Annotated in this window: 21 protein-coding genes; 7 read left to right on the top strand and 14 right to left on the bottom strand. The window is 70.2% G+C overall.

The window, feature by feature from the left end; genetic code table 11:
- Positions 1-2: 2 nt before the first annotated feature.
- The 3 genes from AWZ10_RS17390 (at position 3) to AWZ10_RS17380 (ending at position 3,530) form a co-directional block, all read left to right on the top strand.
- Positions 3-1,016, top strand: coding sequence for a carbohydrate ABC transporter permease (locus AWZ10_RS17390; protein WP_037703407.1), 1,014 nt, complete (start codon positions 3-5; stop codon positions 1,014-1,016).
- Between the two features lie 12 nt (positions 1,017-1,028).
- On the top strand, positions 1,029-1,949 hold the full coding sequence (locus AWZ10_RS17385; RefSeq protein WP_046704817.1) for a carbohydrate ABC transporter permease: 921 nt from the start codon (positions 1,029-1,031) through the stop codon (positions 1,947-1,949).
- A 138-nt stretch (positions 1,950-2,087) separates the two neighbouring features.
- Positions 2,088-3,530, top strand: coding sequence for a GH1 family beta-glucosidase (locus tag AWZ10_RS17380; protein ID WP_046710094.1), 1,443 nt, complete (start codon positions 2,088-2,090; stop codon positions 3,528-3,530).
- A 243-nt stretch (positions 3,531-3,773) separates the two neighbouring features.
- Here AWZ10_RS17380 and AWZ10_RS17375 read toward each other — a convergent pair whose 3' ends face one another.
- Positions 3,774-4,208: an ATP-binding protein gene (locus tag AWZ10_RS17375; RefSeq protein WP_046708721.1), complete on the bottom strand. Its 435-nt coding sequence runs from the start codon at positions 4,206-4,208 to the stop codon at positions 3,774-3,776.
- Positions 4,209-4,466: 258 nt separating this feature from the next.
- On the opposite strand from AWZ10_RS17375, the gene AWZ10_RS17370 reads away from it, so the two are divergent.
- Together AWZ10_RS17370 and AWZ10_RS47785 are read left to right on the top strand one after the other, a co-directional pair.
- Positions 4,467-5,348 (top strand): helix-turn-helix domain-containing protein, encoded by an 882-nt coding sequence (locus tag AWZ10_RS17370; RefSeq protein ID WP_060891517.1) that lies wholly within the window; start codon positions 4,467-4,469, stop codon positions 5,346-5,348.
- 10 nt (positions 5,349-5,358) lie between these two features.
- A complete protein-coding gene (locus AWZ10_RS47785; protein WP_079104390.1) occupies positions 5,359-5,550 on the top strand; it encodes a DUF397 domain-containing protein in 192 nt (63 codons plus the stop codon).
- Here the strand turns inward: AWZ10_RS47785 and AWZ10_RS17365 are convergent.
- The 11 genes from AWZ10_RS17365 to AWZ10_RS17315 form a co-directional block, all read right to left on the bottom strand.
- Positions 5,540-9,712 (bottom strand): trypsin-like peptidase domain-containing protein, encoded by a 4,173-nt coding sequence (locus AWZ10_RS17365; protein WP_060891516.1) that lies wholly within the window; start codon positions 9,710-9,712, stop codon positions 5,540-5,542. The genes AWZ10_RS47785 and AWZ10_RS17365 overlap by 11 nt on opposite strands.
- Complete coding sequence (locus AWZ10_RS17360) at positions 9,696-10,007, bottom strand: trypco2 family protein (protein WP_060891515.1); 312 nt, start codon at positions 10,005-10,007, stop codon at positions 9,696-9,698. The genes AWZ10_RS17365 and AWZ10_RS17360 overlap by 17 nt, the downstream gene beginning before the upstream one ends.
- A gap of 71 nt (positions 10,008-10,078) precedes the next feature.
- Positions 10,079-10,492 (bottom strand): PIN domain-containing protein, encoded by a 414-nt coding sequence (locus AWZ10_RS17355; protein WP_060891514.1) that lies wholly within the window; start codon positions 10,490-10,492, stop codon positions 10,079-10,081.
- Positions 10,474-10,758 (bottom strand): hypothetical protein, encoded by a 285-nt coding sequence (locus AWZ10_RS17350; protein ID WP_060891513.1) that lies wholly within the window; start codon positions 10,756-10,758, stop codon positions 10,474-10,476. The genes AWZ10_RS17355 and AWZ10_RS17350 overlap by 19 nt, the downstream gene beginning before the upstream one ends.
- Positions 10,759-10,895: 137 nt before the next feature.
- Positions 10,896-12,923 (bottom strand): beta-galactosidase, encoded by a 2,028-nt coding sequence (locus AWZ10_RS17345; RefSeq protein WP_060891512.1) that lies wholly within the window; start codon positions 12,921-12,923, stop codon positions 10,896-10,898.
- Entirely contained in the window at positions 12,920-14,242 is a 1,323-nt protein-coding gene (locus AWZ10_RS17340) for a glycoside hydrolase family 36 protein (RefSeq protein ID WP_060891511.1), read from the bottom strand. Before AWZ10_RS17340 ends, AWZ10_RS17345 begins: the two co-directional genes overlap by 4 nt.
- Before the next feature lie 40 nt (positions 14,243-14,282).
- Positions 14,283-15,188: a carbohydrate ABC transporter permease gene (locus tag AWZ10_RS17335; RefSeq protein ID WP_046705559.1), complete on the bottom strand. Its 906-nt coding sequence runs from the start codon at positions 15,186-15,188 to the stop codon at positions 14,283-14,285.
- On the bottom strand, positions 15,185-16,174 hold the full coding sequence (locus AWZ10_RS17330; RefSeq protein ID WP_046705558.1) for a carbohydrate ABC transporter permease: 990 nt from the start codon (positions 16,172-16,174) through the stop codon (positions 15,185-15,187). The genes AWZ10_RS17335 and AWZ10_RS17330 overlap by 4 nt, the downstream gene beginning before the upstream one ends.
- Positions 16,175-16,226: 52 nt before the next feature.
- Positions 16,227-17,537: an ABC transporter substrate-binding protein gene (locus tag AWZ10_RS17325; RefSeq protein ID WP_046705557.1), complete on the bottom strand. Its 1,311-nt coding sequence runs from the start codon at positions 17,535-17,537 to the stop codon at positions 16,227-16,229.
- Between the two features lie 250 nt (positions 17,538-17,787).
- Positions 17,788-19,212, bottom strand: coding sequence for a sensor histidine kinase (locus tag AWZ10_RS17320; protein WP_060891510.1), 1,425 nt, complete (start codon positions 19,210-19,212; stop codon positions 17,788-17,790).
- Positions 19,209-19,913, bottom strand: coding sequence for a response regulator transcription factor (locus AWZ10_RS17315; RefSeq protein ID WP_046705555.1), 705 nt, complete (start codon positions 19,911-19,913; stop codon positions 19,209-19,211). The genes AWZ10_RS17320 and AWZ10_RS17315 overlap by 4 nt, the downstream gene beginning before the upstream one ends.
- A 134-nt stretch (positions 19,914-20,047) precedes the next feature.
- On the opposite strand from AWZ10_RS17315, the gene AWZ10_RS17310 reads away from it, so the two are divergent.
- Positions 20,048-20,593 carry a hypothetical protein gene (locus AWZ10_RS17310; protein ID WP_060891509.1) on the top strand — a complete coding sequence of 182 codons (546 nt, stop codon included), beginning with the start codon at positions 20,048-20,050 and terminating at the stop codon, positions 20,591-20,593.
- Between the two features lie 45 nt (positions 20,594-20,638).
- Here the strand turns inward: AWZ10_RS17310 and AWZ10_RS17305 are convergent, their stop codons facing one another.
- On the bottom strand, positions 20,639-21,511 hold the full coding sequence (locus AWZ10_RS17305) for a spermidine synthase (protein ID WP_046705553.1): 873 nt from the start codon (positions 21,509-21,511) through the stop codon (positions 20,639-20,641).
- A 186-nt stretch (positions 21,512-21,697) separates the two neighbouring features.
- Positions 21,698-22,072 carry a hypothetical protein gene (locus AWZ10_RS17300; RefSeq protein ID WP_060891508.1) on the bottom strand — a complete coding sequence of 125 codons (375 nt, stop codon included), beginning with the start codon at positions 22,070-22,072 and terminating at the stop codon, positions 21,698-21,700.
- A 258-nt stretch (positions 22,073-22,330) separates the two neighbouring features.
- Here AWZ10_RS17300 and AWZ10_RS17295 point away from each other — a divergent pair.
- A partial coding sequence (locus tag AWZ10_RS17295; protein WP_060891507.1) for an NsdA family TPR-like regulatory protein occupies positions 22,331-23,318 on the top strand: 988 nt, incomplete at its 3' end.

Raw genomic sequence — 23,318 nt, 5'->3', positions numbered from 1 at the left:
GGATGACCACCCGTCACGACACCGCCGCGTCCCCCGTGAAGGAGGGGGGCGCGGCCCCGGGCCGCCCGCCCGGTGACGACATCTCGGCCGCGGCGCAGCAGAAGCGGGCCCGGCTGTCCCGGCGCTGGCAGCGGGACATCCGCTGGAGCCCGTACGCCTTCGTCTCCCCGTTCTTCCTGCTGTTCGTCGCGTTCGGTCTGTTCCCCCTGCTCTACACAGGTTGGGCCTCGCTGCACCAGGTGGAGCTGACCGCGCCGACCGACATGAACTGGGTGGGGCTGCGCAACTACACCCGGATCTTCGACGACGAGTTCTTCTGGAACGCGGCGAGGAACACGCTGACCATCGGCATCATCTCCACCGTTCCGCAGCTGTTGATGGCGATGGGCATCGCCCACATCCTCAACTACAAGCTGCGGGCCTCGACCTTCTTCCGGGTCGCGATGCTCGCGCCGTACGCGACCTCGATCGCCGCCGCCTCCCTTGTGTTCGTCATGCTGTTCGGCCGCGACTACGGCATGATCAACTGGGCGCTCGACACCGTCGGCATCAGCCCGGTCGACTGGCAGAACGACAAGTGGCCCTCGCAGATCGCCGTGTCGTCGATCATCATCTGGCGCTGGACCGGTTACAACACGCTGATCTACCTCGCCGCGATGCAGGCGATCCCGCACGACCTGTACGAGTCGGCGGCCCTGGACGGGGCCAGCCGCTGGCAGCAGTTCATCCATGTGACCGTGCCCTCGCTGCGTCCGACGATCCTGTTCACGTGCGTGGTGTCGACGATCGGGGCGAGCCAGGTCTTCGGAGAGCCGCTGCTGTTCGACGCCAACAAGGGCACCTCCGGCGGCGCGGAACACCAGTTCCAGACGCTCGGCCTGTACCTGTACGAGCAGGGCTGGGTCGCCCAGCACCTGGGCCGTGCCTCGGCGATCGCCTGGGCGATGTTCCTGATCCTGATCGTCATCGGCATCATCAACTACGTCATCTCGCGCCGGCTGCGCGCCAGTAGTTAAGGAGTTCCGGCCGTGACGACCACAGTGACGCCCACCGACGCGAAACCCACCGACGCGACGCCCGCGGACAAGCCCAGGCGCTCGCGCGTGCCCAAGGCCGCGCGGGCCGGCGGGCAGCTGCACGGCGGCCCGATCGCGTACGCGATCCTCATTCTGTTCACGATCATCTCGATCTTCCCCCTGGTGTGGTCGGCGATCGCCGCCTCTCGCAACAACAACCGGCTGGCGCAGACGCCACCGCCGTTCTGGTTCGGTGGCGGCCTCTTCGAGAAGATCGAACTGGCCTGGACGGACGCCAATCTGGGTGAGGCGTTCTTCAACACCACGGTGGTCGCCGGGGTTTCGGCGGCGACCGTCGTCTTCCTGTCGACGATCGCCGGGTTCGCCTTCGCCAAACTGCGGTTCCGGGGCCGTGGCGCGCTGATGCTGATCGTGATCGGCACGATGATGGTGCCGCCACAACTGAGCGTGATCCCGCTGTACATGATGGTCGCCAAGCTGGACTGGACCGACCAGCTGCAGGCAGTCATCTTCCCGTCGCTGGTGAGCGCCTTCGGGGTGTTCTTCATGCGGCAATACCTGATCCAGGCACTGCCGGACGAGATCATCGAGGCCGCCCGGGTCGACGGGGCGAGCAGCTGGCGGGTGGTGTGGCACGTGGTGTTCCCGGCGGCCCGGCCGGCCATGGCCGTGCTCGGCATGCTGGTGTTCGTGCAGACCTGGAACGACTTCCTGTGGCCCTTCCTGGTCCTGACCCAGACCGGCAATCCGACCGTGCAGGTCGCGGTCGCCGCCCTGGGCCGCGGGTACACCCCCGACCAGTCCCTGATCATGGCGGGCGCGCTGTTGGGCACCCTGCCGCTGCTGCTGGTCTTCGCCATCTTCGGCAAGCAGATCGTCGGGGGCATCATGCAGGGAGCGGTGAAGGGCTGAGGCCCGGTCCCGCTCTCGTACGTCCTCTCTCCGGGGGTCGGGTCACCGCCGCCCCGACCCCGGTCTCCCCCGTCTCCGCCCGTTCCACTCCCCCCACCCACCTCTGTCGGTCTCCACGACCACTATGGGAGCGCTTCCATGCCTGAACCCGTGAACCCGGTGACCCCGGTGACCTTTCCTCCCGCCTTCCTCTGGGGCGCGGCCACCTCCGCCTACCAGATCGAGGGAGCGGTGCGGGAGGACGGCCGTACGCCCTCCATCTGGGACACTTTCAGCCATACCCCGGGCAAGACCGCCGGTGGCGAGACCGGTGACATCGCTGTCGACCACTACCACCGCTACCGCGACGACGTGGCGATGATGGCGGACCTGGGCCTCAACTCGTACCGCTTCTCCATCTCCTGGTCGCGGGTGCAGCCGACGGGCCGGGGCCCGGCGATCCAGCGCGGCCTCGACTTCTACCGCCGTCTGGTCGACGAGCTGCTGGACAAGGGCATCAAGCCGGCCGTCACCCTCTACCACTGGGACCTCCCGCAGGAGCTGGAGGACGCGGGCGGCTGGCCCGAGCGGGACATCGTGCACCGCTTCGCCGAGTACGCGCGGATCGTGGGCGAGGCCCTCGGCGACCGTGTCGAGCAGTGGATCACCCTGAACGAGCCGTGGTGCACCGCGTTCCTCGGCTACGGCTCCGGGGTGCACGCGCCGGGCCGTACGGACCCGGTGGCGTCGCTGCGCGCGGCCCACCATCTGAACCTGGCGCACGGGTTGGGCGTCTCGGCTCTCCGCTCGGCGATGCCCGCCCGCAACTCGATCGCGGTGAGCCTCAACTCGTCGGTGGTACGGCCGATCACGAACTCCCCCGAGGACGTGGCCGCGGCCCGGAGGATCGACGACCTCGCGAACGGCGTCTTCCACGGGCCGATGCTGCAGGGGGCGTACCCGGAGACCCTGTTCGCCGCCACCTCGTCGCTGACGGACTGGTCGTTCGTGCAGGACGGTGACGTGGCGGCGGCCAACCAGCCGTTGGACGCGCTCGGGTTGAACTACTACACGCCGACGCTGGTGGGCGCGGCCGACGCCGACGCGATCGGGCCGCGTGCGGACGGCCACGGGGCGAGCAACCACTCGCCGTGGCCGGGCGCGGACGACGTCCTGTTCCACCAGACCCCGGGCGAGCGTACGGAGATGGGCTGGACCATCGACCCGACCGGTCTGCACGAGCTGATCATGCGGTACTCGCGGGAGGCGCCGGGGCTGCCGATGTACATCACCGAGAACGGGGCGGCGTACGACGACAAGATGGACGCGGACGGTCGCGTCCACGACCCCGAGCGCATCGCCTACCTGCACGGCCACCTGCGGGCGGTCCGGCGCGCGATCGCCGAGGGGGCGGATGTGCGCGGGTACTACCTGTGGTCCCTGATGGACAACTTCGAGTGGGCGTACGGGTACGGCAAGCGGTTCGGGGCGGTGTACGTCGACTACGCGACCCTCGCTCGTACGCCGAAGTCGAGTGCGTACTGGTATGCGCAGGCGGCGAAGACGGGTGCGCTGCCGCCGCTGGTGACGACCTCGGCGTAGGGGACGTCGGGGTGTAGAGCCGGGGGCTGGGGAGCCCCTGGGGGGAACGGGGGTCCGGGGCGCGGCGCGGTTAGGGGAGCGCCGCGCCCCGGGCGTGGGTGGATGTGGCGGCGAGTTGGGCTGCTGCGAGCGTCTGTTCATTGCGCACGACGGCTTCCCTGCCTGCGGTGTTGACGGTCTCCTCGGCGGTTTCGCTGCCAAGGGCCAGGGCTGTCTCGGCCAGTGGTCCGGCATCGAGGTCGATCAGCGGCTGGGCCGTGCAAGAGCCTCCCGGGCTGTTCGTGACGTGCATGCTCCCAGTTCGAACCACGTGGCCTTGCCCTGGCCGGAGTCATCCGTATCCACGCCCCACGCGTGGGCGCCGAACGAGATCAGCTGCATGCCTCGGCCGCCCTCGTCATCGGGGGTGGCAGAGCGGGCGGTGGGCAGACCAGGGGCCTCGTCGTGGACGAGGATGCGGAGGCGGGCGGGACGGATCCACGCGGCGTGCAGGACGACGGATGTCGTGCAGCCCTTCGCCGCGCAGGCGTTGATGGCATTGGTGACGGTCTCGGAGGTCAGCAGGACTGCGGTGTCGGTGAGTTCAGGATGGCCGGAGGTAGCGAGAAGGGCCCGGACGGCTTCCCGGGCGGGGCGGACCCAGGCGGGGTGGGGCGGGAAGGCGAGGGAGACATTCATGGGGGTCAGCCTCTTTCGGCGGGGTTAAGCGTGCACGCGGTGACCAGGTCCGGGCCTCGGCGCCTTGAGAACCGGCTTGAGGGCGGGGGTACTTCCTCGTGACGGGGTGTGGCTGGGTCGGTGCCGACCGTAGGGCCACACGTGAGAGAGTTGCAACCGTGTACACGCGGCTTCCCTCTTGGGGGTGACGCCTCCGCAGGGCGTTGGACGTCGACACAAGGCGCGCGGCACACTGCGCACGGCCAGAAGGAGGACCGCATGCCACCTAGGACCCGCCCCAGCGAACGCCAGCGCCGCCTGGGCAGCGAGCTGCGCAAACTGCGCATGCAAGCCAGGCTGTCGGGTGACGCCGCCGCCAAGCTCATCGCCGCTGAGCGCACAAGGATCAGCCACATCGAATCCGGCCGCGTCGACGTTCCACGCAACGGGATGTACAGGCTGCTCCGCGCGTACGGCTGCCCCGAAGGCGTCTATTTCGAGCACCTGCTGGAGATGGCCCACGAGAGCGGGAAGGGCTGGTGGGGTGGGTTCAGCGACACGATCGGCCCCGCAGCCCGGGATCTGGCCGAACTTGAGTCTCGTTCACACGTGCTACGAACCCACGAACCGCTCCTCATCCCCGGCATGCTCCAGACCGATGACTACGCCCACGCCGTCATCGGAGCCACGGAAGTCGACCCGCAACGCCTCCGCCGATACACCGAGTTCCGGCTCGCGAGGCAGCGCGTACTGACCGGCGCCCCTGCGGTGTCGTATCACGCGGTCATCCATGAGGCTGCGCTCCACACCCGTGTGGGTGGCCCCGCAATCATGCGCAGACAGCTGCTGCGGCTGATCGAGATCTCCCGGCTGCCCAACGTGACCGTGCAGGTGTACCCGTTCGAAGCGGGGAACTATGCCGCGCACACACAGTCGTTCGTCATCTACGGCGCCGCAGCCCCCGAGTTGGACACGGTCTACCTGGAGCACCCCACGCAGTCGCTCTTCCTGAGGGATGGAGAGCAACTCACCGAGTACGCGAAGATGTTCGAGCGGCTCTCCGAGCTGGCGCTGCCACCGGTCGATCCCGAAGCGGCGCCCGAATCACACAAGGCGCGCGACTCACTGAGCCTGATCCAGCACGTCATGTACACCCTCTGAAAGGACCGCCATGTCCCAACTCGGCTGGCAGAAGTCATCGTTCAGCTCGGGCGGCGAGGGCAACTGCATAGAACTGGCGGCAGCCACCCCGCCACGCATACACCTCCGCGAGAGCGCCCGGCCGAGCGAGATCACCACAGCTGCTCCCCGCGCCTTGGCGCACCTCCTGCACACGGTCAAGGGCGGCACTCTCAGTCGCTGAGGCCCAGGTGGGCGAAGACCACGTCCCGTACGCGGTGGACGGCGTCGGGGTCGATGGCGGCGAGTACCGGGAGCGCGTGATGCCAGCCGGCGGGGGTGAGGGCTTCCGTGAGGAGGGCGCGGGCTTTCGGGAGGTCCGGGCCGGGCGAGGGTGGCAGGAGGAGGCCGGCCAGGCGGCGGGCCAGCACGGTGATGTCGAGGGAGTTCTCGACAAGCGGGACCGGCACCCGGTCGGCGGGCAGGCAGGCGGCGTACGCGGCGAGCTGGGCGAACGTCTCCGCGCTCCGTGCTTCGTCGGTCGTGCGCCGGGCGATCGACCGGGCCGTCTCGTCGTCGCCGAGTGCCGCGTAGACGAGCGCGGCTCCGCCCATCGACTGGGAAAAGGGCCCCTCCGAGAGCTCGGGCGACGCGACCATCTCGTCCAGACGGGCCTTGGCGGCGACCGGATCGTTGGCGGCGATCAGCAGACTGAGCAGTATCTCGTCGCCGTACCCGAAGTTCCAACGCAATGGTTGTTCCGCACGCGTATCGAACGAGAGCCGCTCGATGCGGGCCGCACGCTCCTCGTCATGGGGCCTCACGGCGACAAGGAATCGCGCGGCACGTGCCACGTCATGGCCCGACACGCGGAGCAACACATCGTCCGCAAGTCGGCCCGCGAGACCAGGGTCGTGCTGCCACAGACCCGCGATCGTCTCCGTCAAGGCGAGATCGCCGGCGAACGGCAGGAGCCCGGCTCCGGCTCTCTCCGTGAATTCGGCGAAGACTTCTACGACTTGCCGTGCGGCACCGGCCCACCCCAAAGCCTGAATCGCAGCCGTGAACGGCTCGGAACAGAGATCCGGGTCTTCGATCGTGCGGCCCAGTTCCACAGCATGCACGGCGAACGTCAGCGCCTGGTCGGTGTCCCGGCCCGCCAGAGCCAGGGAAACGGCAGCGCAACCCCAAGCTCGCACATGAGGCTCATCGATCGTCCCGAGGAGCTGCTCGACGTCATCGGGTCGATCCACTGTGGCCAGGGCTCCTACGAACGCGGCGAGCCGTTCGGACGCGAACAGCGCATCCGGCCCGGCCGCCGACGCATGCCCGTGCTCCGCCTTGTGGAGCAGTGCCAGTGACCGCTGCGGATCGTCGACGGCGAAGTGTCCGGCGAGCGCGGCAAGCGCTTCTTCGACGCGGTCCTCCCGCGGCACACTCACCCGTGCGTCGTCGGCCCTGTCGAGCAGCAGGGCTTCCACCTCCGTGGCCGCACCAGCGCCTGTGAGCAGTTCGATGACTCGGGCGGTGGGACGGTGGCCGTGGGGCAGGGCAAGGACGGACCAGGTTTCAAGAGCGGCCCATGCCTCGACGACCGCACCCCTACGAGCCGCCCCCTCGACGACCAGCGACCAGATGTCCGACGGCCAATCCTCTACGGACAAACGGTCACCGCCCCCCATGGTCTGCGCATGCCGGTGCGCCCCCGCCATCCGTTCCATGGCCACGAGCGCCATCACAGCGCGGTGCGTGTCCTCTCCATGCACCGGACGCCCATCGATGTCCAGTGCCTTCGCCGCCAGCAAGGCCAGTGCCTTCGCCTCGTCGGGGAATGAAGCACGCAGGTCCGCGGCGATCTCGGACAGGTGCTGGGAGCCCTCACCTTGCCCCCGGGCGAGTTCACACGCCGATTCGTACAACCGCGCCGTGTCCTCGGCGAATCCCAGGGCGGAGTACGCCTCGGCGACGTGCGCCAGACCGCAGGCCCGGTCCAGCGCGAAGTCGAACCATCCGGCCGTCTCCTCCGCCTTCCTCAGCAGGACTGCCGCGCTCTCCGCATCACCGAGCGTCTCGGCGGTCTTGATCAGCGCATTGCCGTAAGCCTTGACCGCCGAGTCCTTGCGCGGCCTGGGCAGTTCCCGAAGGCCGCGCACCGCCGCGTCCGGGCGACCTGCCCGTGCCAGGGCGATGGCCAACGTGCCCCGCACGGCCATCGTGTCCGCTTCCGCGTAGGGCATTCTTCTGCGCGGCGCCCCCTCGGCCAGCCGCACCGCCTCCTCCGCGAGCCCCACCGCCCGCCGGTCACCCGACTCCGTAAGGACATGTGCCACTCCGGCCACCGCCCGAGCCCGGTCCATGGGCCGGTAGACGCTCCGGGCCAGTCCGATGGCCTGACGCACCCGGCCGAGGCGGGCGTACACGGCCGGGATGTCCGGATGCAGTGACTTGTTGCGTCGAGCCACCATGTCCTCCACCACCGCGAGCACCGCCAACGCCCCCAGGTCGTCGAGGGTGCCCCGCCGTACGGCCTCCCGCGCCGCCGCGATCTCCGCGAGACACGCCGCGTCGCTGCCGGTCACCTCTCGGAGGCGGTCGCGGCGTCGGGCGTCGGTGGCCAGGGCGGTGGCCCGGCTCGTGTCCCCGAGTAGGGCGACCAGACGGCCGTACGGCTGGAGCAGATACGGCGGCGTGTCCTCCGGCCAGCCCCGGCGCTCGTACGTCTCCGCCCAGGCGTGCACCCGCTTCCGGTACGCCTCCACGTCGGGCCCCAACTCGTTCTCGGCGGCCTTGAGCAGGGTCTCGTGGGCGAAGAGGTAGCCGCGGCTGGTCATGTACATCGTCACGTCGCCGCCACCGGAACTGTCGGCGCCGCCGCTTCCGCGCAGGCGCAGGATGCGGCCGAAGACGCTGCCGAGCCGGTGGTTGAGTGTGGGCCTGGGCTCGCCCGTGAGTTCACGCAGGTCGTCGACCGAGAGGGTGCCGCGCGCGGCGGTGAGCAGGCCGACCAGATCGCGCTCCACCTGATCGCCCGTGAACGCCCGTTGCAGGTCGTACTTGGCCTCGTACTCGCTGTGCCGCGCTGCCTCCACCGTGTCGAGCTTCACCACCTGGCATCCGCGCAGGGGATGCCCGCCCTTGACGTCCGTCGGAATGTCGGGGCTCGGGCGGCTGGTCACCAGGACGCGGACGTTCGGCGGCAGCCGCTCCGGCAGGAGTGCGGCGATGCTCGTCCCGCTGCCGCCCGGCTCACGAGACTGGTCTTCGTCCAGCCCATCCACGACGAGGAGGAGTGTGCCGCCGTCCTGGTCGACGCGTTCGGCGGCCTCCCGCAGGAGAAGTCTGCGTTCGCCGTCGCGGGCGGCCGGCGAGGTGGGGCGGGTGGGTTCGCGGCCTGCGATCGCGGCGAGCTGGTCGGTGACGGCCCACGCATACGCGTCGCCGTCCGACTGGCCCGCGTAGCGCGCGGTGACGAAGAACCAGACCGGGACGATGCCTCGGGGCGGGTGCAGGGCGAACCAGGCCGCGAGGGCCGTCTTGCCTGCCCAGGGTGGCCCCTGGAGCCAGAGGTACTGGGTGAAGCCGCCACAGAACTCGACGAGATCACGGAGTTCGGACTGTCTGTCCGACAGTGCTTCGGGGGGCGCGATTTCGGCGAGTTGTTCGCGGTAGGCCTCCTGGACGAGGTCGAGGGCGGTGGCCCGTACAGTGTCCGGCAGCGCACCGGGATGCAGCCTGCATCCCAACTCACGCTGCAATGAATCCAGTTCCGCCGCCGACAGTCTCTCAGCCCAACGGTCCACGCGGCTCGCCGCGATACGGCCCGGCCCGTCGGGCCGATGGTGCCGGGTGACCACGCCGACCAGACGGCCGCCCGCGAAGACGGCGGCGCCGGACATGCCCTCCCACGCGTCCCGCTCCGGGTCCGGGTCATCCGCCGGAGGCGAGGCGACGCAGAGATCGAGCGTGCCCTCGCGCCGGTTGGACAGGACGGCGCACGTCGCGTGTACGTGCTCGGCGTCACGGAAACGCGAACCGTCTCCGTCCGTACGGAGTTTGAAGCGCGGGGAGCCGAGGGCCGTGCAGCGCAGTACAGCGTCGTGCTCACCGACGCGGCCGTACGGGACAGGTTCCAGGGCCATGCCATCGTCCGGAAGGGCGAGTACGGCGATGTCGATGCCCTCGTGCCGCCACACCACGCTCGCCTCGACGGTCCGCTCCCCGGGCCGGTCGGCCTGGAAGCGCACCCGGACATCCGTGGCACCCGCTACGACGTGCGCGGCGGTCAGCACCCTGCCCGGCGAGACGAGATACCCGGAACCACGCCGCCCCGCCGTAGCCTCCGACAGGGCGACAATGATCTCGGCGACCCGCTCCGGCCGCAGTCCCTGCTCAGCGTTCGCCGTCAACCTCGCCGCCCGCGATCAGCACCGACGTCGGGGCGCTCCCGTCCCCCGCCATGGCCTTGGGCGACAGGGTGACCGTGATCCTCTGGGTCTGGGCATGCGCGTACTTGCCGTTCGCCCCGGCGTCGACAACCCACAGCCGGACCTTGGAGTCCGCGCCGGCCTCACGAGTGACCGCGACGGTCGCCTCGATCTCCACGGGGCCGACCTCGAACCGGACGGCCTCATCGAGTCCGTCCGCGAGCGCGCTGGTCAGCTGCTGCCTCAACTCTCGGATCATGTCGGACAGTTCGATCACACTTCCCCCTTGCGCCGCGGTGCTCAGATGTTACAAGTCACCGCGGCGCGCTGCCGGTTCCGAGCAGAGCTCTACACGGCGACAAGCCGCACCCGCTCCCCGCAGAGCTTCGCCATGTCGTCGATGTCCGAGGTGAGCATGGCCACCGGGCGGTGCTGGCGCAGCGCCATCTCGGCCACGGCGGCGTCGATCGCGTACTTGTGACCGTGCAGACCGGCACTGATCAGCATCGCCGACGCGGCCTTGGCATCCTCGTCCCCGACGGGCACGATCCGCATGCCGGACAGCACCCTCGCGAGCCGCGCCCTGTCCGTCCGGCGATGAACCGCCTCGATGATCGTGGGGGCACTGATGACCACCTCCATGCCCCGTTTGCGCGCCTCGGCGACCAGCGCGACGGCAGGTTCGTGATCGCCGACCAGCTTGGAGAGGCCTTCGCAGTCCAGGACGAGGGTGCCCTCGTGGCTCAGTTTGCGGCGGGCCACTGGCCCTCCTCGGCAAACACCTCGTCGAAGACGCGGCGCGCCCGCGCCTCTTCGTCGGCGGAGATCGGCCCCTTGCGCTGTTCGTAGTCGGCCAGGTACTCGTCCAGGACCCGGCCGCGCAGCTCACGCTCCACCGCCTCGGTGATGAACGCCGAAAACTCACGCTTACCGACTCGCTGCCGGATCGCCTCCGCCGTCCCCTCCGGAAGGGAGAGGCTGACCCTGGTGGCAGGGCCTTCGCCGATGCTGTAGGGGGTATCACTCACGAAGCGTGACTATCAAACGAGTAGGAATCTTCCGTGTTCTGCCGGCGACCCGCCCGAGGCTCGCCCCAGGCAGGCTGACCAATGGGTCGGGCCGCGGCCCCCGAGGGAGCCACGGCCCTGTTCGATCGCGATCGGCGTCAGCGCGGTTCGCGGACGACCGCCACGTCCCCGGCCGCCACCAGCACGGTCGCCGAGGCTCCGCTCGTGACGACCCCCTTGCCCGTCAGCAGCTCGGACGCGTCGCCCGCGACCTCGATCTCGGCCGCCGACTCCCCGTGGTTGATCAGGAAGAGGTAGTCCGCGTCCGCACCCCGGCGCAGGACCGCCTCGACCCCGTCGGGGGTCGTACGCACCGACGCCACGCCCGCCTCCTCGCGGATGCGGTCCAGGAGGGAGGCGAGGGTCGTCGGGTCCGGGCGGGTGGCCACGTACCAGGCCGTGCCCGAGCCGTGGGTGTTGCGGGTGACCGCCGGGACGCCGGCGAGGGGGCCGGAGGTGTACGACGCGATCGGTTCGGCGCCCGCCAGGGCGACCCGCTCCGACCAGAGTTCACCCGTGCTGTCCGCGCCCAGGCCGGCCAGGGTCACCGACTCCCCCGGCAGCAACGGGAACAGCTCGTCCGTGCGCACGCCCAGCGCCTCGCGGAACGCTCCGGGGTAACCGCCCAGCCGGATGTGGCAGTTCTCGTCCACCGCCCCGCTGTGGAAGCCGACCGCCAGCGTGCCTCCGGTCGCCGCGAACCCCGTCAGGTTCGCCGCTCCCTCGTCGTCCACCAGGTACAGGCTCGGCGCCAGGACCAGCTTGTACGAGGACAGGTCCGCGTCGGGGCGCACGAAGTCCACCGCCACGCCGGCCCGCCACAGCGGCTCGTACCAGGCGCGGACCAGGTCCTGGAAGCGGAGTTCCCCGCTCGGCTGGGACGGGAGTTCCACCGCCCACCATGCGCTCCAGTCCCAGACGATCGCCACCTCGGCGACGCCCGCGCTGCCCCGCACCTCCGCCAACGACCCCAGATCCGCGCCCAGTCGCACCACGTCACGCCAGATCTGGCTGTCCGTGCCCGCGTGCGGGAGCATCGCCGAGTGCCACTGCTCGGCGCCCGCCTTGGCGGCCCGCCACTGGAAGTAGGCGATGCCGTCGGCGCCCCGGGCCACGTGGGAGAGGGCGTTGCGGCGCAGTTCGCCGGCCGTCTTGGCCCGGTTGACCGGCTGCCAGTTGACCGCGCCGGTGGAGTGTTCCATCAGCAGCCACGGACTGCCGCCCGCCAATGACCGCACCAGGTCGCCGCTGAGCGCGATGTCGATCTCGGACTCGGGGTCCGTCGACTGGAGGTAGTGGTCGTTGGAGACGATGTCCAGCTCCGGCGCCCAGCGCCAGTAGTCCAGCTTGTCGAAGTTGTACATCACCATGAAGTTGGTGGTGGCGGGGGTGGCGGGGGCCGCCTCCAGCAGCACCTCCCGCTCCGCCTTGCACAGCGACAGCAACGCGTCGCTGCAGAAGCGGCGCCAGTCCAGCTGATGGGTGGGGTTCGGGACCGCGCCCGTCGGGCGGGGCGGGATGATCTCGTCCCAGTCGTAGTACCACTGGCTCCAGAACGTCGTGCCCCAGGCGTTGTTCAGCGCCGCCAGGTCGTCGTCGTACTTCTCGCGCAGCCAGACCCGGAACGCCGCCGCGCTCGTGTCGCAGTAGCACTCGCCGTTGTGGCAGCCGTACTCGTTGTGGATGTGCCACATGACGACGGCCGGGTGGTCCGCGTACCGCTCGCCCAGCACGCGGGCGATCCGCAGGGCCGCCTCGCGATAGGCGGGACTCGACGGGCAGAAGGTCTGCCGGCTGCCGTACGAGAGGGTGCGGCCGTCCTTGTCGACCGGCAGGGCGTCCGGGTGCTCGACGAAGAACCAGGCCGGCGGAGCGGCCGTGGGTGTCGCCAGGTCGGCGGCTATCCCGTTCTCGTGGAGGAGCGCCAGGATGCGGTCGAGGCGGGAGAAGTCGTACTCGCCCTCCCTCGGCTCCAGCAGCGCCCACGCGAAGATGTTGACGCTGACCATGGTGACGCCCGCCTCGCGCATGAGGCGTACGTCCTCGGCCCAGACCTCCTCGGGCCACTGCTCGGGGTTGTAGTCACCGCCGTAGGCGATGCCGGGGACCTTCAGTTCGCGCTTCATTCGGGGGCCTCCGTGCCCTTGGCCAGCAGACGGCGAGTCGTGTCCACGCCCCAGACGTCCAGCGACAGCAGGCGGTCGCTGGAGGCCATGAGGCCACCCGTCGCCTCGACGTGCGCCGCCCAGCGTTCCCGTGTCTCCACGGCCGGGCGGGCCATCAGGCAGTCGGGGTCGTTCACCCAGAGTCGGCCGTGCTGCCACTGCCGGCCCGCGCCCGTGAACTCGGCGGGGTCCTGGCCGGGCTGACTGTGGTCGTCGGCCTCCGGGCGGCGGTGCGGGGCCGTGTCGGGGCTGACCCGCATGGCGTCGAACAGGCCGATGGACGGGAGGATCGGCGCGCCGCAGCCCAGCAGGTAGGCGTCGGGGCCGATCGCGTCGCGGATCAGCTCGATGCCCTGGCGGTACGCCGTCACCGCGTCCACGGAAGCGTGACGTACGCCGTCCAGCGCGCCCGCGTACAGGAAGTCGACCTTGAAGTAGTCGTAGCCCTCGGCGCGCAGGGTCGTGAAGACCTCGGTCAGGTACGCCGCCGCCCCGGGGTGCGTGGTGTCGAGGACGTACAGGTCGTGGCCCCAGTTGTGGCCGGCGTGCAGCGGCCGGCCCGCTGAGTCCCTGACCAGCCACTCCGGGTGCTCGGCGGCCAGGATGCTCGACGGGTCGACCAGGAAGGGCGCCGTCCAGATGCCGGCGCGGCGGCCCCGTGCCCGGATCGTGTCGGCGATGCCGGCGCGGGAGCGGAAGCGGCCGGAGAGGGCGAGCCAGTCGCCCAGGGCGCGCTGGTAGCCGTCGTCGATCTGGACGACGTCGATGGGGAGGTCGAGGGTGTCCATCGCACGGATGTTCTCGTGGATGTCGTCCTCGGTGACGGAGGTGAAGTACTCGTACCAGGAGCACCAGACGGTGGGGGCCGGGCGGGGGGCCGCGAGGCCGAGGCCGGCGGCCCAGTCGCCCAGCACCGACTGGATGTCCGGGCCCGTCCACTCCTTCACCGGGCTGTCGGAGCTCACCTCGGCGACCCCGTCCCGTACCACCAGGCGGATGGACGGGACCTCGCGTACGGGGTCGGGCGCGGCCCAGAGGCGGACCGCTGTGCCGTCGCCCGGGTCGAGGGCCAGCAGGCCCTCTCCCTGGAAGGTGCCGGCGGGGGCGGTGACACCCGGGCGGTAGCAGACCGTCGCCCAGTTGTCGTTGGTCGGACGGTACGGGGCCGCGTCGAGGGCGTAGGCGCCGCTGGGGCTCCAGGACTGCCAGCCCTCCTCGTGGACCCGTGCCGTACTGGTGTCCACGGGCACGGAGACCACGTGGGTGAAGGGGTGGTGCACGAAGGCTTCTCTTTCACGGAGTGGGCCGCCGGACGGGCCGTCAGCCCTTGTTGGCGCCCAGGGTCAGACCGCTCACGAACTGCCGCTGGAGCGCGAAGTACACGACCAGCGTGGGGATCGCGGTGAGGAGCGCGCCGGCGGCGACCAGGTTGGGGTCGGTGAAGTACTGCCCGGAGAGGTTGTTCAGGGCCGAGGTGATCGGCATGTTCTCGCCGGTGGAGATCAGGACGAGGGCCCAGAAGAAGTCGTTGTAGATCCAGATGGAGAGCAGGGTTCCCAGGGCGGCCATCGCGGGCTTGCACAGCGGGAGCACGATCTGCCAGTACAGGCGCCACACGGACGCGCCGTCGACGAGCGCGGCCTCGGTCAGCTCGTGCGGCAGGGAGCGCATGTAGTTGCTGAGCACGAAGGCGCAGAAGCCGGACTGGAACGCCACGTGGATGAGGACCAGACCGAGCGCGGAGTCGTACAGCTTGCCGCTCATCGTGATGCCGGGCAGGTCGATGAGCAGGTACAGGCGGTACAGCGGGGTGATGATGACCTGCTGCGGGAGCAGGTTGCCCGCCGTGAAGACCAGGAGCAGGAAGATGTTGACGCGGAAGTCGAAGCGGCTGACGTAGAACGCCACCATCGACGACAGGAACAGCGTCACCAGCACCGCCGGGACGGCGACGATCAACGTGTTCAAGAAGTAGTGCGTCATGTCCGACTGCGTGAACGCGTTCGTGAAGTTGTCGAAGCTCAGCTTGTCGGGCCACGAGACGTAGCCCTTCTCGCTGGTCTCGCCGTACGGGCGCATGGCGGCGTACAGGGCCCACAGCAGGGGTCCCAGCCACGCCAGTGCCATACCGGCGAGGAAGACGTGCAGGAGGACCCGCGCGGGGCGCAGGGGGGTGCGCTCCTTGGGAGCGGCGGTCGCGGCGGGGGTGTCGACGGTGGTGCTCATGCGCGCCGCTCCTTCCGGAAGGTCGAGATCAGATACGGGATGATCACGACGAGGGAGATCACCAGGAGGACGACGGCGATCGCCGATCCGTATCCGATACGGCTGGACTCTCCGATGATGTTGTTGGTGACGAGGATCGACAGCAGTTCCGTGCCCTCGGCGCCCTTGTTGAAGACGAAGACGAGGTCGAAGGCGCGCAGGGCCTCGATGATGGTGACGACCAGGACGACGGTGTTCGTCGGGCGCAGGGTCGGGAAGATGACGTTCTTGAACGTCTGCCACTCGTTGGCGCCGTCCAGCGCGGAGGCCTCCCGCAGGGACGGGTCGACGCCCTTCAGGCCGGCCAGGTACAGGATCATCATGTAGCCGGCGTGCCGCCAGGACGCGGCGATGAGGATGGCCCAGAGGTTGAGGTCCGGGTCGCCGATCCAGTCGATGTAGTGGCCCGGCTCGTTGGCGCCGATCAGGCTGTTGATCAGGCCCGTGTCGGGGTTGTAGATCAGCTGCCAGACGAAGCCGATGACCGCGAGCGACATCACGACGGGCAGGAAGAAGGCCGTCTGGTAGACGCGGCTGAACCGGATCTGCTTGTCCAGCTGCACGGCCAGGAACAGGCCGAGCGGCGTGGGGATCAGGATGAGCGCCACGAACCAGATGATGTTGTGCTCGACGGCGGGCCAGAACTGCGGGTTGTTGGTGAACAGTTCCTTGAAGTTGTCGAACCCGACCCACTTGATCGAGTCGAAGCCGATGCCGTCCCAGGTGGTGAAGGCCAGCGCGATCGAGGCAAAGGCCGTCACCCAGACGAGGGCGACGTGCAGGATCGTCGGCAGACCCGCCATCAGGCCCAGCGTGAGCCTGTCTCGGCGGGTGAGGAGCCGCCGGTGCCCCTGGGGCACCTTCGCGGCTTTCGCGGTCTTTACGGCAGGGCCGGAGCCCGGAGGCGGCGTGGCCGCCTCCGGGCTCTCGGTGGGGGTGGTCGTCATGTCAGGAGGTCATCCAGTCGTGAGGACGGTCGATCGTCAGGACAGTCGGTCGTCAGGACGCGAAGATCGTCTTCTTCTGGCGCTCGATGGACGAGAGCAGGCTGTCGATGCCCTTGGGGTCGCGGATGAACTTCTGCAGCGCCGGCTGCATCACCGTGGAGGTGAAGTCGGGGCGGCTGTCGCGGTCCATGAACTGGGTGAGGGTCTTGGCGCCGGAGATCATCTCGTACGCCTTCTTCTGCATGGGCGAGTACGAGGAGGTGTCGGCCTTGGTGGAGGCGGCCACCACGTTCGGGTCGGCCTTGAGGTAGATCTGCTCGGCCTCGGGGGTGCCGAGGAACTCCATCAGCTTGACCGCGCCCGCCTTGTTCTTCGGGCTCTTGCTCATCATGAAGCCGTCGGTCGGGGCCTCGACGGTGTCCTGGCCGTACGCCGGGTCGATCTCCGGGAAGGCGAAGAAGTCGAGGTCGTCGAGGTCGTCCTTGTTGGTGAACTGCTGGCCCACGAAGGTCCCCAGCAGGTACATGCCCGCCTTCTTCGACGCCAGGGTCTGCGCGGCGTCCTGCCAGGTACGGCCGACGGCGCCTTCCTGGTGGTACGGCAGCAGCTCGGCCCACAGGTCGAAGACCTTGCGCACCTTGGCGTCGGTCCAGGACGCCTTGCCCGCCATCAGCTCGACGTGGAAGTCGTAGCCGTTGGTGCGGAAGTTGAGCTGGTCGAAGGTGCCGAGCGCAGGCCAGGCGTCCTTGTCACCGAAGGCGATGGGGACGAGCTTGTCCTTCTCCATCTGCTTGCAGAGGGCGATCAGCTGGTCCCACGTGGTGGGAACCTCGTAGCCCTTCTCCGCGAAGACGCTCTTGCGGTAGAAGAGCGCCCAGGGGTAGGTGTACAGCGGCACGAAGTAGAACTTGCCGTCCTCGCCCTTGCTGAGGCCCTTCATCGCCTCGGGGAAGTTGCCCCCGATCTTGTCCCACACGTCGTCGATGTCCGTGGCCAGGCCCTTCGACGCGAAGAACTGCATGCGGTAGCCCGCGAACCAGTGGAACACGTCGTCCGGCGTGCCCTGCAGGTAGGTGTTGATCTGCTCCTGGAACGTGTTGTGGTCCTTGGTGTTCACGTCGACCGTGATCCCGGACTGCTTCTTGAACGCCGCGTAGATCTCGGCGAACGCCTTCTTCGGCACCGCGTCCGACGCGTTGGAGCCGAGGGTGACGGTCTTCGAGTCGGCGGCCGTACTGCCGCTGCCTCCGCATGCGCTGAGCAGGGGGACTCCAGCGCCGAGTGCCGCGGCCCCGCCGACGCCGCGCAGCAGGGTGCGACGGCTCGGCCCGGGGACGGAGAGACCGGAAGGTGTGAGATGCATGTACGGCTCCCTGGGGGACAGGTGGTTCGGTCTCAATGGCCCTCGCCGGTGACTGATCGAAAACAATCAGAAACCAACTCGACCGAACACGGTGGCCGCCATAACAGCTCTATGTCATGTCATACGTCAAGACTTCTTGTCCCCCTTTGTTGAAACGTAATCCGTGGATGTCGAAACGTGACCGTCACATACGTGAGCCACCTCACTCATCGGAGGAGCCGTACTCGCGGGACACCATGACCGCACAAGATCAACCATCGAGGTCACCGGCTCGGGCGGAGGCCGTAGCGTTGTGTCTGCGCCTGCGAATCGACGCCCCTCGGTGCCCTCTGCGCGCCGGCGCCCTGCCGCCGCCCGCCGTACCCCCGTTCAGCTGGATCCAGATCCGCACCTCGGTCCCGCCCAGCACCGACGACCCGAGGCGGACGTCACCGCCGTTCGACTCGGCGAGCCTGCGCACGATGTCCAGACCGAGCCCGGTCGAGCCGTCGCTGCCGGAGCCCCGGCCACGGGCCATGGCGGCCTCGGGGTCGGCGATGCCGGACCCCGCGTCGGAGACCAGGACGATCACCGCGTCCTCTCCGTTGTGGACGTCGACCGCGAAGGCCGTGCCCTGCGCCGTGTGCCGGAAGACATTGCCGAGGAGGGCGTCCAGCCCCGCGGCCAGGTCGGCTCGGGCGACGGGTGTGCGGACCGGGCGCTCCACCCCGGCCACCCGCCACTTGCGGCCCTCGTCCTCCGCGAGCGCCGACCAGAACGCCATCCGCTCCCGGACCACCTCGGCCGCGTCGCACCCGGCGCCGGGCCCCGCCGCCGCCGTCTGCGGCTTGGCCTCCCGCGCCGTACGGATGATCGTGTCGACCTCACGCTCCAGCTGTTCGACCGCCGCCCGCGTCTGCTCGGCGGCCGGCCCGTCACCGAGCGAGGCCGCGTTGAGCCGCAGCACGGTCAGCGGTGTCCGCAGCCGGTGCGACAGATCCGCCGCCAGCTCCCGCTCGTTCGCCAGCAACTGGACCACCTGGTCGGCCATCGCGTTGAACGCCGCCGCCGCCAGCCGCAGCTCCTTCGGCCCCTCCTCCGCAACCCTCGCGCCCAACTGCCCCTCCCCCAGTTCCTGCGCGCTCTCCACCAGCCGCTGTGCGGGCCGGACCATACGCACCCCGAGCCGGTCGGCCACCGCCACCGAGCCGACGATCAGCAGGGCGCCCACCCCGGCGAGCACCGCCCACGCCGTGGCGACCCCGTTGCTCACCTCCGACTCGGGTACGTACACCTCGACGACCGCTATCTCGCCGGAGCTGAGCGCGGTGGGCTGAAGCAGCGCGGATCCGCCCGGCACCTGCGTGGTGGAGGCCCGGCCCAGCTTCCGCACGGTCGCGATGTCCTGGTCGGAGGCCCGCTGCCGGCCCAGGTCGAGCGCGGCGGCGCCCGCACCGTCCGCCGGAATGTGCACCGCCATCTGGTCGTCCGAACCGACCGAGGCGACGACCCGCTCCAACTGCTCCCGGTCGGTGGTGATGGAGAGCGCCGGGGCGATCGCGGCCGCCTCCCGCTCGGCGTTGGAGAAGGCCCGATCCCGTGCCATCTCCTTGATCACCAGCCCGAGCGGCACCGCGAAGGCCACCACGACCATCGCCGTCACCGCCACGCACACCTTGACCAGCGCCCACCTCACGGCCGCGCCCCCGCCCCCGGCGGCTCCAGCTTCACGCCGACCCCCCGCAGCGTGTGCAGATAGCGCGGCTTCGCCGCCGTCTCCCCCAACTTCCGCCGCAGCCACGACAGATGCACGTCGATGGTCTGGTCGTCCCCGTACGACTGCTGCCACACCTCGGCCAGCAGCTCCTTGCGCGGGACGACGACACCGGGCCGGGCGGCGAGGAACGCGAGCAGGTCGAACTCGCGCCGGGTGAGATCGAGCCGTACGCCGTCCAGCTCGGCCCGGCGGCGCAGCGGGTCGATCGCCAGGCCGCCGACCCGGATGACCGTGGACGGGGGCGCCTCGCCGACGAAGGCGCGGGACCGACGCAGCACGGCGGCCATCCGGGCGGACAGGTGTTCGACCGAGAACGGCTTGGTCAGGTAGTCGTCCGCGCCCGCGTTCAGCAGGCGGACGATCTCCGTCTCGTCGTCCCGCGCGGTCGCGATGATCACCGGGACGTCCGTGATGCCGCGCAGCATCTTCAGCGCCTCCGAGCCGTCGAGATCGGGCAGCCCGAGGTCGAGGATGACCACGTCGAAGCGGACATGCGCGACCTCGCGCAGCGCCTCCAGGGCCGTACCGACGCTGCGCACGGTGTGTGCGGCGTCCGTCAGATGCCTGATCAGCGCCGAGCGTACGAACTGGTCGTCCTCGACCACGAGCACACTTGCCATGCGCCGCACCGTACGCCAAACGGGGCGGGCCGGTCCGGGCCTGTGGACAACTCACGCGGAGGCCTCGTACAGAGGCTCGGGAACGGGCCCGCACGCTCCCCACCCCACGACACCACCGGAGCTCGTGGGGCAGTATGGCCGCGATGCGCAGAGGACTCCTACACCTACTGGCCTGGCTGCTCGCCACGGGCGCGGCGGTGACGCTGACGTGGTGGGGTGTCCACACGGTGATGGCCGGCACGGCCTACGACCCGCCCCGCGCCCTGCCCATCACGGCCGCCGACGCCCAGGCCGAGGGAGCCCCCGCGCCGATCACCACGACGGCGCTCCCGGAGCCGTCGAGGAGCACCGAAGCACCGGGGAAGGGCGACGCCGAGGAGCCGTCCCCCACCCCCGCGAAGCCGTCGAAGTCCGCGAAGCCCGGCCCCGGTCCGAGCACCGGCGCCCCGGCCGACCCGGGCGAGATCAAGGCGTACGACACCGAGGGCGGCCGCGTGGTCTTCTCGCTCGACGAGGAGTACGCGACCCTCGTGTCGGCGACGCCCGGCTCGGGCTGGTCGATGCAGGTGTGGAAGACGGAGACGTGGATCCGGGTCGACTTCGCCGCCGGTTCGGACCGGGTGTCGGTGTTCTGCACCTGGCACGACAGCGCGCCCCGGGTGGACGTCCAGAACTTCTGAGAACGGGTGCTGCGAGGATCCGTTCCGCTGGGCGAGCGGGTGACCTCAGCGGAACGCCGACGACGGCGGCGCGGGCGAGGCCACCGCCCCCGCGTCCGTCACCGGCACCGCGCCGCCCGTGAAGTCGATGAGCGCGTGGCCGTGTTCGACCCGGCCGGGGTGCGGGTCGGAGGCGGCGCGGCGGGTCAGTTCGGCGACGGGCAGCGGCCGGCCGGAGGCGACGAGGACCGCGTTGCCGAATCGTCTGCCCCGCAGCACGGTGGGGTCGGCGATCAGCGCCAGCTCCGGGAAGACGCCGGCGGCGGTGGCGATCTGGCCCCGCAGATGGGCCAGCGGCGGTCCGTCGGCGAGGTTGGCGGCGTAGTACCCGCCGGGCCTCACCACCCGCCGTACGTCCGTCAGGAACTCCGTCGACGTCAGGTGCGCCGGGGTACGCGCCGCGCTGAACACATCCGCGATCACCAGGTCCGCCCATTCGTCCGGCACCTTCGCGAGCCCTTCCCGCGCGTCCGTCGACCGCACCCGTACGCGCGCGTTCGGGTCCAACGGCAGCTGCCGCCGGACCAGTTGGACGAGTGCCGCGTCACGCTCGACGACCTGCTGGGTGGAGCGTGGACGCGTGGCGGCGACATACCGGGCGAGGGTGAAGGCGCCCCCGCCCAGGTGCACGACGTGCACGGGCCGCCCGGCCGGGGCGACGAGATCGATGACATGCCCGAGCCGGCGCTGGTACTCGAACGACAGATACGCCGGATCGTCGAGGTCGACGTGCGACTGCGGCGCCCCGTCGACCAGCAAGGTCCACGCCCGGGGCCGGTCCCGATCCGGAAGCAGCTCGGCGAGCCCCCCGTCGACCTCCTCGACCACGGCGTCGGCCCCCTGCCCACGCCGCCCCTGCCCCTTCTTCGACCTGCCCATAGACCCATTATCGGCCCGGACGGAGAGGGACGCGCCGCATGGGCACGCCCCCTGGCGGACCGCAGGCCCGCCTTTGAGGGGCGCGGGGCCGTGACATATGCGGCTCCGCCGGGTGGGCGCGACGAGCCACGACGAACCCGCACCCCGCCAACGAACAGAACCACCTACGGCGACTGGGCACTGCGATCACCGGCAGTTGTCAGCCGCTTCGATCAACCGCGCCGCCTCGTCCAGCGCGGCCCGAAGCACCGTCGGATCCGTCGCCAGGTCCGCCTCCCCGGGCGGCAACAACCAGCCCGCCCCCTCCGGAGGAGCCAGCACCGCCCCCCGCCCATCGCTCTGCGTACACGTACTCCCCGGCACGTCCCACGCGTCAGCCGTACCCGGCGGCACCAGAAAGCCGAGGGTGTCGCATGTGTCGTCGTGCAGAACGGGCCCGACCGTCATGACGGGCCCCACCGCGTCGAGGGCGCCCCGGCGGAGGATGTCGACCGCCTCCAGACCCTGCCGCGCGGGCACGGTCACCAGGTCGCACTCGGAACGGGGTTCGAGGTTCTTCATCCGGGCCTCCCACGCTTACCAGCCCCCTGCCCAACGCACCGCTCCGTCAAGGGCTACGGCGAAACTGCGCCGCAAAGGATGGCAGTTCATGGCGGATCCAGGATGAGATATCCGGTTTGTAGCCAAACATCGCGTGGGGGCACCGACGGGGCGGGTACGTTCTTGCCCCGCCGGACACAGCGGAACCAACCGTGCAGCACGCACACAAGTCCTACTGAATCCGGCATGGTTCGACGGTTCGCGAGAGAGGGCCCGGCCATGGCGTCGTCATCGGTGACCTCGTCCCAGTTCCCCCGGCCGCAGCGGCCGAACCTCGCCTTCAGGCGGCTGCGCGGGCAGCGTTCGCCGGGCGAGTTCGCCGCGGCGGTACGGCGGGCCGCGCGTGAGATCGGCGAGCGGGTGAGCTGTGACGCGCGGTACGTCGGGCGGGTCGAGGCGGGCGAGATCCGCTGCCCCAACTACGCGTACGAACGGGTGTTCCTGCACATGTTCCCCGGCCGCACACTGACCGACCTGGGGTTCGCGCCCCGCGCGGAGGTACGCGGTCGGGGGGCGCGCCCCGCCGACGAGGCGCCCTCCCCTCACGACAAGAGCCGCTCGCACTCCTCACATGGAATGAGGGGTGAGACGGAAGACGTGTACGAGCCGTATGACACGCAAGAGATGTACGAGATGCAGGACCCGCGGGGCGACACGGGCTACGTGCGCGGCCGGCGGGGCACGCAGCACACGTACCAGAACCACGAGGAGAGCGACGTGCAACGTCGCGCGTTCATGACCAGCGGTACCGCCGCGGTGGCGGCCGCCTCGCTCGGCCCCCTGGCACCGGGGGGCACCGCCTCGGCCGCCGGCCGTCCCGCCCGCCGGGCGGGCACGGGGGAGGCTGGGGCCCTCGAAGCGGCCGTACGCAAGATCCGGCTGCTCGACGACCGGCACGGGGCGGACGGGCTGTACCGCAGGGCCTCGGCGCCGCTGCGGGCGGCGTACGCGCTGCTCGACGCGGGCACCACCCGGCAGGCCACCGCCGACCGGCTGTACTCGGGGGCGGGGGAACTGGCCATCTCGGTGGGCTGGTTGGCCCATGACTCGGGACGGTTCGACGACGCCCGCTCGCACTACGCGGAGGCCCTCGCCACGGCCCGGATGTCGGGGGACGCGGGGCTGGAGGCACACGCGTTCTGCAACACGGCGTTCCTCGCGCGGGACGCCGGCCGGCCGCGCGAGGCGGTACGGGCGGCGCAGGCCG

Source organism: Streptomyces europaeiscabiei (assembly GCF_001550375.1).
Classification (GTDB): domain Bacteria; phylum Actinomycetota; class Actinomycetes; order Streptomycetales; family Streptomycetaceae; genus Streptomyces; species Streptomyces europaeiscabiei.
The sequence above is the reverse complement of the archived record's forward strand: the minus strand, read 5'-3'. Positions and strand labels throughout refer to the sequence as shown.